The following is a 13,352-nucleotide window of genomic DNA, read 5'->3' as shown; positions in this document are numbered from 1 at the left end:
GTCCATTGTGCGGTGTGGTCTTGCACACACTAACTTTAGTATAATAATATTTCCATAAAGTGCCCAGGGATCGTGCCCGTCACCAGGACGGCGTGCGCTCCGGCGCTAGTGAAGGAGCTACCCACTCATGGCCGAGTTTGAAACGCTGGACGCCGGCGGGGAATCCATAGCAGTTCGCAAGAACCTCGAAGTTCCGATGCGCGACGGCGTCAATCTGATTGCGGACGTCTATCACGGCACCGAGAATAAGCCTCGTCCTGCGCTCGTCGCCCTGAGCCCGTACGGCAAGGAATTGCAGGCCATGGCGCTGACCATGCCCGCGCAGCGGCGGCCCAGCCCCATGTGGGACGGGTGCATCGAAGCTGGCGATATCACCCGCGTGGTCAAAGAGGACTACGCCCACGTCATCGGCGACCTCCGCGGCACCGGTCATGCCGAGGGTGAGCATATTGGCAATTACAACGCCGGTGGCGTCTCGTTGGGACAGGACGCCTACGACTTCATCGAGTGGGTCGCCGAGCAGCCCTGGTGCGACGGCAACGTGGGCATGATCGGCATTTCCTACTTCGGCTCCATGCAGGTGCTGGCCGCGGCCGAACGCCCGCCGCACTTGAAAGCCATATTCGTCTCCGGTGGCCACTACGACTTCTACGAGACCACGTACCACGGCGGCATCATGTGGTTCATGCCGCGCGCCGCACGCGAGGGACGCGGCGGCGATTCCGGCTGGGCTTTCACGGACAACGTCAAGTCCCGCATGCTCGAGACATTCTCGCCGGGCGAGATCCAGGAGCGGGTCGCCGAACGTCTGGCCGATCCCGACGTCGCCGCGTGGCCAAATCTCGTCCACGTCCTGAACTACCCCAAGAACCACGAGGCCTGGTTCGACATCATCACCAATGAGCTGGACGGTGAGTGGTACGAGGAACGCAATCCCATCACATTGGCCCCGAACATCGACATCCCCGTGTACCTGCAAATCGATCAGGGCCGCGGCTGGACCATGGACGGGACCATCGAACTGTTCGATGCGCTTCAGGGACCGAAGAAACTGGATATCGGGTCCTACCCTCCAATGCAGTCGCGCCCGTTCATCGAGGAACACGACAAGATGTTCCGCTGGTACGACTACTGGCTCAAGGGCATCGAGAACGGGGCCATGGATGGTCCCCCCGTCAACGTGTTCGTGGAAGGATCGCGAAAGATCGCGTCTGGTGAGCAATGGCCACCGCTGCCGGTCGAGTACCGGCCGTTGTACCTGCGCCCCCGGCGGAAGCTGTCGTTTGAGCCCGAACTGATGGGCCCTGAGTACGCGGCACCGGACGGCTTCTATCAGGCGCCGCTCACCGTCACGGACAAGGTGGAGATCCTCCGCTGGGACACCGAGCCCTTCGACAAACCTACGGAAATGATTGGGACCGGTGCCGCACACATCTTCGCGGAGATCGACCAGGACGATACGAACTTCATCCTGCGCATGTGGGACACCGCTCCCAACGGGAAGCGTCAGCTGATTACCACGGGATACCTCAAGGCTTCACACCGCGAGCTGGACGAGCGTACGACCGAGGGCAACCCGTATCACCCGCACACTCGCACCGAACCGGTGGAGCCGGGGAGTATCGAGGAGTACGTGCTACGGCTCTACCCGTTCGCGAACACCTTCAGGCAGGGACATCGACTGACGGTGGAGCTGTCCAACGCGGAGCCGCTGGCCGATGAGCACAACTCGCTGCTGCCCCCGGATGCCTTCCACCTGCCGGTGGGCCGCCCGGTCACGCACAAGATCTACCGGGACGCGAAGCATCAGTCCCGTTTGGTGCTGCCGTTCACAGTGAAAGGTCTTGAGGAGTAGACGCTAACGACACCTCGCTGGGGCGGGTAGGCGCAAACCCCGTGACCCGCCCAGAGGACCACTGTTATCGTTGACCCTCACGACGCACGGGGGCGAAGCGGCTTGTCACTAAGAAGTTCACCATGGACCGCGGTCGGCACCCGACACCCCCGGGACGAGGAGAACTGACATGGCCGGACTTGCACTGGTGACGGGAGCTTCATCGGGCATCGGGTTCTACCTGGCCCAGGGACTCGCGGCCCGCGGCTACGACATTGTGGGGGTCGGCGCGAGCTCGCGCATTGATGAGTTGCCAGGAAAACTCTCGGAGGTAACCGTGTACCCGGTGCGTGCAGACCTCTCTAGCCCCGACGGGCCGAAAGAAGTCTGGGCGAAGGTCGAATCCTTGAACCGCCCGTTGGACGTGGCGGTGTTCAACGCGGGCAAGAGCCTCGGTGGCGCCTTCATCGACACCGACATTGACGACGAACTACAGATGCTCTCGCTCAACGTCACCTCGCAGATCCTGTTGGCCAAACCCGTGACCCGCCACATGGCCGAGCGCAGCCAGGGCAACATTCTGATCACCAGCTCGCTCTCCGCGACCACGCCCACCCCGTACGAGTCGATTTACGGCCCCACGCGAGCGTTCATGTACAGCTTCGCGCAGGGGCTGAGAGAGGAATTGCGCGAGTACGACGTCAACGTGACCGCACTCCTCCCGGGGGCGACTGCCACCGAATTCCATGACCGAGCCGGGATGCAGAACACGGCCTTCGGCGATAACTCCACCAAGAACGACCCCGAGCTGGTCGCACGCCTCGCCCTGAACGGCCTCTTCGCCGGCCGCGACCACGTGGTCGGTGGGGACCGGAAGACCAGGCGGTCCGCGGTTCTCAACAAGTTCCTGGGTGAGCAGCGCAAGGCCCGGCGGTTCTCGAAAGATTCTCGCGAACAATAATGCACACGGAGCCCTCGTAACCAACGGACATGATGGGCCCAACTTGAGCTGCCTGTGCAGTACGTTTAGGTCACTGATGACCGCGAGGGTCCGGTGAACCGGCCTGCGGTCCGCGCCGGACAGCCAAGCGAGGACGTCATGACTCTTCCCACCTCATCCGATTCCACCCGGTCCGTCACGGAGCAGTTTCGCGCCGCCAGGGATCAGTTGTTGCGGTTGCGCACGGATCTCGACGCCGCTCACCGCGAGTTCGAGTGGCCCCGGTTCACGCACTTCAACTTCGCCCTCGACTGGTTCGACGCGCTCGGCCACGGCGACGAAGCAGACCGCGAGGCTCTGGTCATCGTCGAGGAGAACGGCACCGAAACCCGCCGCACCTACCGCGATCTCTCCGTCCGGTCCTCGCAGTTGGCCACGTGGTTGCGCGAGCAGGGTGTGCAGCGCGGTCACCGTGTGATCCTCATGCTCGGCAACCAGGTGGAGCTCTGGGAAACCATGCTCGCGTGCACCAAGCTCGGCGCGCCCATGATCCCCACCACCGTGATGCTCGGCCCCGCTGACCTGCGCGATCGCTTGGAACGCGGCAAGGCCAGGTGGGTGGTCACCTCCCACACCAACGCGCAGAAATTCGCCGATGTCGCTGGCGACTTCACGATCATCGAGGTCGACGACCAGCCCGACTTCCGCAAGCCCGTTCCACCTTCCGTGCTGCCGAGCAATCCGGCCGCACCTTCCACTTCCCAGGCCGACGACGCCGCCGCTTCGCCACCCGAGCGCTCCTCCACCGTGGGTGAGCACCCGGTGATCCATTTCGCGGACTCCTGCTCCGGCCCGGAAACCTTCGAGGTGCTCGAGTCCTCACCGGCCGATGATCCGCTGCTGTTGTACTTCACCTCCGGCACCACGTCGCTGCCCAAGTTGGTGGAGCACACGAACATCACCTATCCCGTGGGGCACCTGTCGACCATGTACTGGATTGGCTTGGAACCGGGTGACGTGCACCTGAACGTGGCCTCCCCGGGCTGGGGCAAGCACGCGTGGTCGAACTTCTTCGCACCGTTCATCGCCGGGGCCACGGTGTTCCTCTACAACTACTCACGCTTCGATGCCCGAGCTCTGATGGACCAGATGGAGCGCGAGGGTGTGACGTCCTTCTGCGCACCACCCACCGTGTGGCGCATGCTCATCCAGTCCGATTTGAGTCACCTCAAGAACCCGCCACAGAAGACGGTGTCCGCCGGCGAACCGCTGAACCCCGAGATCATCTCCCGCGTTAAGAACGCCTGGGGCACGGACATCCGCGACGGTTACGGTCAGACCGAATCCTCGCTGCAGATCGCCAACACCCCGGGCATGCCGGTCAAGCCCGGAGCCATGGGCCGGGCCCTGCCTGGTTACGAAACCGTGCTCATCGACACCGCGACCGGCGAAGAACGCACCGACGAAGGCGAGCTGTGCCTGCGTCTGGATCCCCGCCCCATCAGTCTGACCCCGGGGTATCACGGGGATCCGGAGAAGACCGCCGAGGCGTTCCGCGACGGCGTCTACCACACCGGTGACGTGGTCTCTCAGGACGAGGACGGCGTCTTCACATACGTGGGCCGCGCCGATGACGTGTTCAAAGCCTCCGATTACCGGCTCTCCCCGTTCGAGCTGGAGTCCGTGGTCATCGAACATCCCGCCGTGGTCGAGGTGGCCGTGGTTCCTTCACCGGACCCCATCCGATTGGCCGTTCCCAAGGCCTACGTGGTCCTCGGCAATGGCCACGAACCCGATGCGGCAACCGCCGAGAGCATCCTCCACCACTGCCGTGTGAACCTGGCGGCGTACAAGCGCGTGCGGCGACTGGAGTTCTTCGAACTACCCAAGACCATTTCCGGCAAGATCCGCCGTGTGGAACTGCGTGACCGCGAAATCCGACTGCACCCGGCAGCCGGTGCGGAACCGGCGGGTGAACACGTGGAGTACGCGGACACCGACTTCCCGTCGCTGCGTGGGAAGTAGCCGAAGTGGCTCAGGGCAGTCCCGGGGTGACGTACCTGGGCGCTGCATGCACCGGACCGCACCCAACGGCGCGGCAGCAACATCCGAAGGGATGGCCGAAATACGCGGCGCGTAACCAACCGCGCGGAACGGCGCCCGAGCGGCGTCGTCGGCTCTATTCTGCGGTCCGCGCGATCGCGGAAACCTCGACCATGAACTGCTCCCGCGCCATGGGGGCGACCACCACGGTAGAGGTGGGCGGGACGTCGCCGGTGAAGTACTTCTTGCGCACCTCGCCCACCGCGCCCGCGTAGTCCGCGGAGGCGAGGTAGGTGGTCGTGGAGACGACGTCCTCCAGGGTGCCGCCGGCCTCGACGACCACGGCCTGCAGGTTGTCGAAAACCTGGGTGGCTTGGGCGGTGATGTTGCCCTCGCCCACGTAGGAACCGTCCGGGGCGAAGGCGACCATGCCGGGCACGTGCAGCGTGTCACCGTCCAGCACGCCGTAGGAATAGGCGTTGTTGTCCGCGACGTGAGCGGGCAGGCAGGACGGAACGATTCTCTGGCGGCGGGGCATGAGCACTCCTCAAGAAGGCGAAAGATGAATCCGCTCAACCTTCCCAAACCCCCGTGACGGGTGCAACATAGAGGTATCACTTTTCGTGACTCGTCCTTCAGAGGCCGTGCATCATGCCGTCCCATCCACGTCACCGAGCAGCTACACCTTCCATTGACGACGCCGCCCCGCCGGGTGAGCGCGAGGGTCACGGTGAGCGCGACGTCGGCACAGCGGTCCGCGCTGTAGAGCCACCCGATCCCGCCGATCTGGCTGTTGACCTGCAAGGAATCCACAAGTCGTTCGGAAAAGCCCATGTGCTCAACGGCGTGGACCTGCAGATTCCCCGCGGAGTGATCGCGGGCTTCCTGGGGCCCAATGGGTCGGGTAAATCGACGACCATTCGAGTTCTGCTGGGGTTGTTGCGGGCGGATTCGGGCACCGCGACCGTGCTCGGACGAGATGCCTGGCGGGACGCCGTCGATGCTCACCGACACCTGGCCTATGTGCCCGGGGACGTGAATCTGTGGCCCGGGCTGACCGGTGGCGAATGCATCGACCTGCTGTGCCGGATGCGCGGTGGCACCCGAGAAGGCGCCGTGGCAGAGCTGACCGAACGGTTCCAGCTGGACCCCCGCAAGAAGTCGCGCGCGTACTCCAAGGGCAACCGGCAGAAGGTCGCGCTGATCGCCGCGCTCGCCTCGGATGCCGAGCTTCTGGTCCTGGATGAACCGACATCCGGACTCGACCCGCTCATGGAGCGCGAGTTCCAAGAGGTCGTGCGGCAGCGCCGGGCCGAGGGCGTTTCCGTGCTGTTATCCAGCCACATCCTTTCCGAAGTGGAACAGCTGTGTGACACCGTGGCCATCATCCGCGAGGGCTCCGTGGTGGAGCAAGGCCGCTTGGAGGACATGCGCCACCTGACCCGGGTCACGATCGACGTGATCACCGCACATGACCCCGCGCTGCTCGATGACTCGATGGATCTGGGCGAGCTGCAAATCCATGAGATGGCCGAGGGGTTCCACATCACCGGGCAGGTGGAACCGGCCGCACTCCAGGACATGCTTCCCGGCCTCCACAGCTTGCACGTACGACAACTGCACGTTGCTCCGGCCTCGCTTGAAGAGTTGTTCATGCGTCATTACCGCGCGGAACCGCACGGTGAGGCGGGGCAGGCAGCTGGCCCGGGCGGCGTCGTCGGCGTGGAGACTCGCGCGCCTGGGAAGCCTGCGAAACCGGACCCGTCATGACACGCGAGCTGCAAGGCACGGCCACCTTGCTGAAGTTGGCGCTGAAACGCGACCGCATCCGGTTGCCCATCTGGGTCGTGGCCGTGGGACTGCTGCTGGCCGGGGGCGGTCAGGAACTCGCGCAGGTCTTCTCGAGCGCCGAGGAACGCCAGGTGCGCGCCACCATCATGGGACAGCCCAGCGGCATCTTCATGGGAGGCCCCGGCTACGGCCTGGACGACTACACCGTAGGGGCCATGATGGCCAATGAATACACGCTGTTCATCGTGGTGGCAGTCGCGATCATGGCCCTGCAAACGGCCGTGCGCCACACACGCGGTGAGGAGTCCGCCGGGCGGATCGAGCTGCTGCGCTCCACACGAGTCGGGCGGCACGCGGCACCCGCTGCGGCCACGGTCATGCTGCTCATCACCGCCACCTTGATCACGCTGGTGTGCGCCGGATCGATGCTAATGCTCGACCTTCCGGCCCAAGACAGCTGGGCCTTCGGCGCGGGGATCGGGGTGCAGGTGCTGGTGTTCGGGGCGGTGGGATTGCTGTGCGCGCAACTCTCTTCGACGCCCCGCGGTGCCATGGGCCTCGGGCTCGCGGTGCTTGGCGTGGCCGTTGTGGTGCGTGGAGTGGGCGACATCATGGAACTGCAAGGCAGTTGGCTCTCGTGGTTCTCGCCCATTGCCTGGTCCATGCAGACGCGCGCGTTCGTGGAGCTGCGCTGGTGGCCGCTTCTGCTGGCCGTGGGGCTCACCCTGCTCGCGACGCTGGCCGCAATGTCCCTGCAGTCCCGCCGCGACCTGGACGCTGGCCTGCTTCCGCAACGCTCCGGGCGGTCACACGCCGCGAGTTACCTACGCGGCCCACTCTCCCTGGGTGTCCGGCTGACCCGCACTTCCAACATCACCTGGTTGATCGCCCTGGTGCTCCTGGCCGTGACCTACGGGTCGTTGGCGCCGTCCATGCGGGACTCATTCGCGGACCTTCCGGCCTCGTATCAAGCGATCATGGGCGGTTCGGACCGTGCCGTGCAAGGCTTCCTGGACCTCGCGATGACCACCATGGCGTGCGGCGCGGCGGCCCTGGCCGTGGCGCTTGCATCGCGGCTGCACGGTGAGGAAACGGATAGTCGCACCGAACTTGTCCTGTCACTACCCGTGGCCCGGATCCGGTGGTTGCTGAGCTGGTGGGCGCTCGCCTTCGTGGTGTCCGCGGTGGTCCTGCTCTTGAGCACTCTGGTCCTGGCCGCCACCACGGACGCGGTGATCACGGTAGATGGCGTGTACTCGGGCCTTCTGCTGATCTGGGCCACGTATCTGCCCGCGCTGACCCTGTTCGCCTCCCTTGCCGTGCTGGTTTACGCCCTTTCCCCCCGCCTCACGGTGCTCGCGTGGGTGCCGGTGTTGTTCGTGGTGATCGTCGCCATCCTGGGACCGCTCCTGAGCGTGCCCTCGTGGGTCACGGACCTCTCGCCGTTCCATCACGTCGCACGCCTGGCCAGTGATTCCGCCGCCGACGCCGCCGCCCTCACCTGGATCTCGACCGTCGCCGTTCTCACGGCCGCCTTGGCCGTGGCCGCGTTCCGTCGCAGGGACATTCCGAGAGATTAAGTAAGCATGCTTATGAGATGATTAAGTGACCTAGACGGGCGATACACCTCACCATGAATTGGGGCGACCATGTACCCCTTGGTCAAGAAGCGAATGCTTCTCGCTTCAGCAACAGGCATGCTGTTCATGGCGGCCTCATGCACTCCCACCGAAGCCTTACCCGCCTACGACTCCATGGATGACGTCTATCGAGCGGTGGACGGTCACGTCGGATGCGCGGACCATGCTCAAGGACAACCGATCTCGATTTCGACTTCCATTCAACCGACCGGTGAATCTCGCATGTGCACCAAATCCGTAGAGATCCTCTGGTTCCAAGCTTCGGAGACACACCAGGAAGCCCGATCGGCAGCCGCGAGTGCCGCCGACCCCTCCGGTGCTGTGTACATCGTGGAAGGGGCCAACTGGTTTGTCGCGGACCCGTCCGAGGTTCAGCAGAGGTCGTTCCCCGATCGAGAAGTCGACATGAAGGAACTCGCGAAAGCGCTGAACGCCCGGTACTCGGTCGAGCACTGAGCACTGAGCACTGAGCACGCGTGATGCTCTTGCTTCAGCGAGAAGCTATTGACTTTCGATAGATTTCAAACGATACTCAATGCATGCTGTCGGAACGCTGGGCCGTTGTGCCCCTCAGAATTTTCTTGGCGGTTCTCTTCGGAGTCCTCGTCCTGCTTCAGGTGATGTCCCTGCCCGGCCAATTTGCGCATATGGCCCAAGAGTCACCGGACATGGCTCACCTGCGGTGGCCGCTGACTGCCATCACCGTGTTCTGGGTGGTGTGCGCTCAGGTCGTGGTCGTCTGCACGTGGAAGCTCTTGACGCTGGTAAACCGTGACCGCATCTTCACGCAGTCTTCCTTGAAATGGGTGGACGCCATTGTGTGGGCCATTGCCGCAGCCTGGGCCGTCCTGCTGGGCGTGTTCTTGGCCGTAGGCTTCAACGCCGACGATCCCGGACTACCCCTCTTGATGTTCCTCGTCTTGACCAGCGTCACCGTGCTGGGGCTGCTCATGGTGGTGATGCGAGCGCTCCTCCGCCAGGCCACCACGCTGCGCACCGACATGGAAGCGGTGATCTGATGCCCATCGTCGTGCGCATCGATGTTGAGCTCGCAAAACGGAAAATGAGTGTTGGCGAATTCGCGGAACGCGTGGGGCTCACTCCCGCCAACGTGGCCGTGCTCAAGAACGGCCGCGCCAAAGCTGTCCGTTTCACCACGCTGGACGCCATGTGTCGCGTGCTTGAGTGCCAACCCGGGGATCTCCTCGAGTGGGTCGAGGACTGAACCATGAGGCTTCTTGTCATCATCCTTTTCGGCATACTGGGCCTCGCCGTGGGCGTTGCCGGAATGATCCTGGGGGAAGGTGATGATTCCCCGGGACTGCAAGGGATCGGCGTTCTGCTGGCCCTTGGCTCAGTGACGCTCACAGCGAGAGCACTTCGACGCCGCTCCCGCCAAGCTCCTTAGCCTGCCCGGCCCCGTACCGGCACCAAACGCACCGAGCGATCCGCCAACTCGGCCACGTCATCCGGGTCGTGCGTGATGATCACCGCGGTCCGGTCCGCCAGCACTCGTTTCAGGACACTCCGAATTTCCGGGCGGGCCGATACATCCAGAGCGCTCAGGGGCTCATCCAGCAGCACCAGTTCCGGTTCCGCCGCCAATACTCGCGCGATTGCGACCCGCTGCGCCTGACCCCCCGAAAGTTGCTCCGGATAACGGTCAGCGAACCGCCCCGCACCCGTCTCATCCAGCCAACGACGAGCCGCCCGTCTCGAGGCCTCCCGGCCCAGGCCCTTGCACCGCGGCCCGAAGGCCACGTTCTCCAACACGCTCAGATGCGGGAACAACAACGGTTCCTGAGCCATCAACGCCACGCCCCGCCGGTGCGCCGGCCTCCAGGTGCCGTGACCCTTCGTATCCAGGTCGACGACGTCGCTCCCCGCCACTCGCACTCGTCCCCGGTCGGGTGCCAGGGGACCCGCAATCACCGCGAACACCGTCGACTTACCCACCCCATTGGGTCCGACCAACGCGACGGTCTGTCCCCGATCAGCTCGAAACTCAGCAATGACTGCCCGTTCAGCGACGACCACGTGCACATCCAGCCAAGTCTCCTTGCGTTGATCGGCCACTGAGTTCTGCTCGGCTACTGGATTGACCTCAAGCCCCCGGAGGTCGCCAGGTCCCGGCTGCAATCCCGCACTGAAGGGTTCACCACGACCCCGATCGACGGCATCGCCTGGACCGGTCACCGGTGAAGCATTGACCCCATCGGCATCAGCCGAACCCTGCTCGGAACGCCCCGCGCCCCGCAGCCAACCGGAAAGTCCCGCACGAAAGCCGACGCCGCGGCGTCGTCGAGCGGGTGCCGAAAATCCGACCACCGCCACGGCAACCAGAACCAAGAGAAGTGACAACGCGATCGCGGCATCCGGGTCAGTTTCACGCTGCAGGTAGATCTCGAGCGGCAGCGTGCGAGTGACACCCTGCATACTTCCGGCAAAAGTTAGGGTCGCACCGAACTCTCCCAAGCAGCGCGCGAACGACAGCGCCGCACCCGATGCAAGGGCCGGGGTCACCAGGGGAATAGTGATCCGCCGCATCGCAACGGTTGGCGATGCTCCCAGCCCGGCGGCAACTTCTTCATAACGGGTCCCCATGGTTCGCAGCGCACCCTCGAGGGAGACCACCAGGAACGGGAGCGCAACGAACGTTTGCGCGAGCACCACCGCGGTCGTGGAGAACGCGATCGAGATCCCGAGCGCCTCCAGCTGCTGGCCCACGAGTCCAAGTCGACCAAAGGTGTACAGCAGCGCAATACCGCCCACCACCGGTGGCAGCACCAGGGGCAGGAGCACCAGTGATCGCAGTATCCGTAGTCCAGGCACTTGGACCCTGGCCAGCACCAACGCCAGCGGACAGCCCAACACCACGCACAGCACCGTCGACATCAACGCCGTGCGCAAGCTCAGACCGAGTGCGGTGAGTGAGGATTCTGACGTCAGCAAACTCCACAGGTTCGGCCAATCCACGCGCAGCAGCATCCCGAGCAACGGCAGAAGCACGAACAGCGCCCCGATCAACGCCGGTACCAGCACCCACCCGGGCACCGTCCGGAAGCGAGCGCGCGTCACGGCGCCCCGAACCCCTCGTCCCGCAGGATGGTCTGGCCACGCTCACTCGTGAGCGCGTCGACGAATTCCCGTGCGGCCGTCGCGTTCGGCGAGTCCGGGAACGTCACCACGGGGTAGTAATTGACGACGTCCTGCGAATGCGGAACCTCGATCGTTTCCACACGACCCCCCGCGGCCTTGGCATCCGTGACGTACACGAGTCCCGCATCCGCCTGACCCGACGTCACCTTGCCCAGCACGTCGGTCACAGACAGTTCCGAACTCACGGGACTCAGCGCTACGCCATTCGCCTTTTCGAGTTCATCCGCGGCCGCTCCGCACGGCACTTCTGGCGCGCACCGGACAAAATTCACACCGTCTTTCCGAAGGTCGTCCAGCCCGGAGATATCGGCAGGGTTGCCCTCTGGCACGACGAGTGTGAGCGTATTGCTCGCGAAAATCTCTGATTCACCGGACGGCAGGTCCGAATCGGTCAGGCGCTGCATGGTCCGCTCGTCCGCAGACGCAAACACGTCCGCCCGCGCCCCCTCCTGCAACCGCTGCGCCAAGCCGGTCGAGCCGCCGTAATCCACCGTCACATCTACGCCCGGGTACTCAGCCTCGAATTCCTCGGCCAGCCGGTCGAAGCTCGTGGTCAGCGACGCCGCCGCATACACCGTCAGCGTTCCCTCCGCCGACGACGCCGCTCCCCCACTCTCGCTCGACCTCTCGTCAATACCACCGCCGGTTCCGCACGCCGTCAGAAATAGTGCTGCCGCCGCACTCAGCACGGCAAGTATCGCCCGAGCCCTCACGAGAAATCTCCGGACTCGACAATGACCGTGGTTGCCTTGACCACCGCCGTCGCGACCGATCCCGGTTCGAGCTTGAGTTCTCGCACTGCTTCGGTACTCATCAGCGAGACAATCCGGTGGGGACCGCACTGCATTTCCACCTGGGACATCACCTTGTCCGAGGTCACGGTCGTCACCAGTCCGACCAGCCGGTTCCGGGCGGATCCTTTGCCGCTGTTGGGATCCCTGGGGTTCACCGCATTGCGTTTGGCCAGCTCCGCCAGCTCGACCCCGTCCACAACCGCGTGACCGGATGAGTCTTGCCGACGAGTGAGCGTGCCCTGATCGATCCACCGCCGCACCGTGTCATCGCTGACACCGAGAAAGAGCGCCGCATCCGCCACCCGCAACAAAGTCATGTCATGAGACTATCCGCATCTGCGGCCCCAATCATGAGTAGATTCCGTAAATTCGGATCAATGCTGTCACCGGAGAATGTCCGCCAATGACTTCATGAGGTCAAGAGCATCACGTTGTTGTTTATAGGACAGCCACGGTTCGTGTTCATAGAGAGCAAACTGCACGGAGACTTCCGCTCTAAGTTGGATCTCTTTCCGCGCCGACTCCGAGAGTTCGATCATTCTGAACCGCGCGTCAAAGCAGTCAACTCGGTACTGCACGAGTCCCACACCGTGGAGCTCTCGCACGTATCGCGACACCAGGCTCTTGGACAATCGCGTCCCCCGCGCGATCCCACTGACCGATTCACCTGGATTCTCCGCGAGGTAGTTCATGACCTCCATTTCCCCAGGTTTGAGTCGGCCATCTCCCTCAGCGGGCACCGCCGCATCCGCTAACTCTTTGAGCCGCCGCGACAACCGATACACATCCACCACTCGCATGAGTCCAGAGAACCAAGTGGCCACCTGTCGCGCGCCTCCAGCGCACGGCATTGTGCATTTCGGCGGATCCTTGGCACGTTCGCGATGGCTTGTGGAGTCCACGCAGCACGGGTAAGGCGATACCCGGTGCCCGTCACCTTGCTGGTAATAAAAGGCCACTCATGGGAAGGTGTGCCCCAGCTAAAACTCGACGACAGAGACCAACGAGACCGAGTGTGCTGGTCGATTTCGGCCTCCGCTTACGCGCGTTTTATTCGTTTTACTCGCGTTCATCAGTGCACGGTCTCCGAGGGGCACATACTCTCCGAAAACCGTGTACTGGTGCACTGCTTCGAGGGAAAGCGGGCCGAG

General features: G+C 63.9%; 14 protein-coding genes. 9 read left to right on the top strand and 5 right to left on the bottom strand.

Translation table 11 applies throughout. The annotated features are described in order from the left end of the window. Positions 1-127: 127 nt before the first annotated feature. From CKW39_RS14125 to CKW39_RS14115, 3 genes are all read left to right on the top strand, one after another. On the top strand, positions 128-1,855 hold the full coding sequence (locus CKW39_RS14125; RefSeq protein ID WP_095798765.1) for a CocE/NonD family hydrolase: 1,728 nt from the start codon (positions 128-130) through the stop codon (positions 1,853-1,855). 169 nt (positions 1,856-2,024) lie between these two features. Continuing rightward, complete coding sequence (locus CKW39_RS14120; RefSeq protein WP_095798764.1) at positions 2,025-2,795, top strand: SDR family oxidoreductase; 771 nt, start codon at positions 2,025-2,027, stop codon at positions 2,793-2,795. Positions 2,796-2,933: 138 nt separating this feature from the next. Then, positions 2,934-4,799, top strand: coding sequence for an AMP-binding protein (locus CKW39_RS14115; RefSeq protein WP_095798763.1), 1,866 nt, complete (start codon positions 2,934-2,936; stop codon positions 4,797-4,799). A 154-nt stretch (positions 4,800-4,953) separates the two neighbouring features. Here the strand turns inward: CKW39_RS14115 and CKW39_RS14110 are convergent, their stop codons facing one another. Continuing rightward, complete coding sequence (locus CKW39_RS14110) at positions 4,954-5,355, bottom strand: RidA family protein (RefSeq protein ID WP_095798762.1); 402 nt, start codon at positions 5,353-5,355, stop codon at positions 4,954-4,956. A 113-nt stretch (positions 5,356-5,468) separates the two neighbouring features. Between CKW39_RS14110 and CKW39_RS14105 the strand changes: the two genes are divergently transcribed. The 6 genes from CKW39_RS14105 (at position 5,469) to CKW39_RS14080 (ending at position 9,656) form a co-directional block, all read left to right on the top strand. Then, positions 5,469-6,587 carry an ABC transporter ATP-binding protein gene (locus CKW39_RS14105; protein ID WP_095798761.1) on the top strand — a complete coding sequence of 373 codons (1,119 nt, stop codon included), beginning with the start codon at positions 5,469-5,471 and terminating at the stop codon, positions 6,585-6,587. Further along, on the top strand, positions 6,584-8,188 hold the full coding sequence (locus CKW39_RS14100) for an ABC transporter permease (protein ID WP_095798760.1): 1,605 nt from the start codon (positions 6,584-6,586) through the stop codon (positions 8,186-8,188). The genes CKW39_RS14105 and CKW39_RS14100 overlap by 4 nt, the downstream gene beginning before the upstream one ends. 93 nt (positions 8,189-8,281) lie before the next feature. After that, a complete protein-coding gene (locus CKW39_RS14095; protein WP_143470017.1) occupies positions 8,282-8,704 on the top strand; it encodes a hypothetical protein in 423 nt (140 codons plus the stop codon). A gap of 83 nt (positions 8,705-8,787) precedes the next feature. After that, on the top strand, positions 8,788-9,267 hold the full coding sequence (locus tag CKW39_RS14090; protein WP_095798758.1) for a DUF2975 domain-containing protein: 480 nt from the start codon (positions 8,788-8,790) through the stop codon (positions 9,265-9,267). Next, positions 9,267-9,473, top strand: coding sequence for a helix-turn-helix transcriptional regulator (locus tag CKW39_RS14085; RefSeq protein WP_095798757.1), 207 nt, complete (start codon positions 9,267-9,269; stop codon positions 9,471-9,473). Before CKW39_RS14090 ends, CKW39_RS14085 begins: the two co-directional genes overlap by 1 nt. A gap of 3 nt (positions 9,474-9,476) precedes the next feature. Further along, on the top strand, positions 9,477-9,656 hold the full coding sequence (locus CKW39_RS14080) for a hypothetical protein (protein WP_095798756.1): 180 nt from the start codon (positions 9,477-9,479) through the stop codon (positions 9,654-9,656). Here the strand turns inward: CKW39_RS14080 and CKW39_RS14075 are convergent. The 4 genes from CKW39_RS14075 to CKW39_RS14060 all read right to left on the bottom strand — a co-directional run bounded on the left by CKW39_RS14075 (position 9,653) and on the right by CKW39_RS14060 (position 13,025). Continuing rightward, complete coding sequence (locus CKW39_RS14075) at positions 9,653-11,326, bottom strand: ABC transporter permease (RefSeq protein WP_216823185.1); 1,674 nt, start codon at positions 11,324-11,326, stop codon at positions 9,653-9,655. The genes CKW39_RS14080 and CKW39_RS14075 overlap by 4 nt on opposite strands. After that, on the bottom strand, positions 11,323-12,120 hold the full coding sequence (modA, locus tag CKW39_RS14070) for a molybdate ABC transporter substrate-binding protein (RefSeq protein ID WP_095798755.1): 798 nt from the start codon (positions 12,118-12,120) through the stop codon (positions 11,323-11,325). Before modA ends, CKW39_RS14075 begins: the two co-directional genes overlap by 4 nt. Beyond that, positions 12,117-12,518: a molybdopterin-binding protein gene (locus CKW39_RS14065; protein ID WP_095798754.1), complete on the bottom strand. Its 402-nt coding sequence runs from the start codon at positions 12,516-12,518 to the stop codon at positions 12,117-12,119. The genes modA and CKW39_RS14065 overlap by 4 nt, the downstream gene beginning before the upstream one ends. Before the next feature lie 66 nt (positions 12,519-12,584). Beyond that, entirely contained in the window at positions 12,585-13,025 is a 441-nt protein-coding gene (locus CKW39_RS14060; RefSeq protein ID WP_158222959.1) for a MarR family winged helix-turn-helix transcriptional regulator, read from the bottom strand. Positions 13,026-13,352: the final 327 nt, after the last annotated feature.

Source organism: Kocuria sp. WRN011 (assembly GCF_002295155.1).
Taxonomy (GTDB): domain Bacteria; phylum Actinomycetota; class Actinomycetes; order Actinomycetales; family Micrococcaceae; genus Kocuria; species Kocuria carniphila.
This window is presented reverse-complemented; position numbering and strand designations above follow the sequence as displayed.

Coding starts and splice junctions, on each gene's coding strand:
- CKW39_RS14125 (WP_095798765.1), top strand. CDS start 128: ATGGCCGAGTTTGAAACGCTGGACGCCGGCGGGGAATCCATAGCAGTT.
- CKW39_RS14120 (WP_095798764.1), top strand. CDS start 2,025: ATGGCCGGACTTGCACTGGTGACGGGAGCTTCATCGGGCATCGGGTTC.
- CKW39_RS14115 (WP_095798763.1), top strand. CDS start 2,934: ATGACTCTTCCCACCTCATCCGATTCCACCCGGTCCGTCACGGAGCAG.
- CKW39_RS14110 (WP_095798762.1), bottom strand. CDS start 5,355: ATGCCCCGCCGCCAGAGAATCGTTCCGTCCTGCCTGCCCGCTCACGTC.
- CKW39_RS14105 (WP_095798761.1), top strand. CDS start 5,469: ATGCCGTCCCATCCACGTCACCGAGCAGCTACACCTTCCATTGACGAC.
- CKW39_RS14100 (WP_095798760.1), top strand. CDS start 6,584: ATGACACGCGAGCTGCAAGGCACGGCCACCTTGCTGAAGTTGGCGCTG.
- CKW39_RS14095 (WP_143470017.1), top strand. CDS start 8,282: ATGCTTCTCGCTTCAGCAACAGGCATGCTGTTCATGGCGGCCTCATGC.
- CKW39_RS14090 (WP_095798758.1), top strand. CDS start 8,788: ATGCTGTCGGAACGCTGGGCCGTTGTGCCCCTCAGAATTTTCTTGGCG.
- CKW39_RS14085 (WP_095798757.1), top strand. CDS start 9,267: ATGCCCATCGTCGTGCGCATCGATGTTGAGCTCGCAAAACGGAAAATG.
- CKW39_RS14080 (WP_095798756.1), top strand. CDS start 9,477: ATGAGGCTTCTTGTCATCATCCTTTTCGGCATACTGGGCCTCGCCGTG.
- CKW39_RS14065 (WP_095798754.1), bottom strand. CDS start 12,518: ATGACTTTGTTGCGGGTGGCGGATGCGGCGCTCTTTCTCGGTGTCAGC.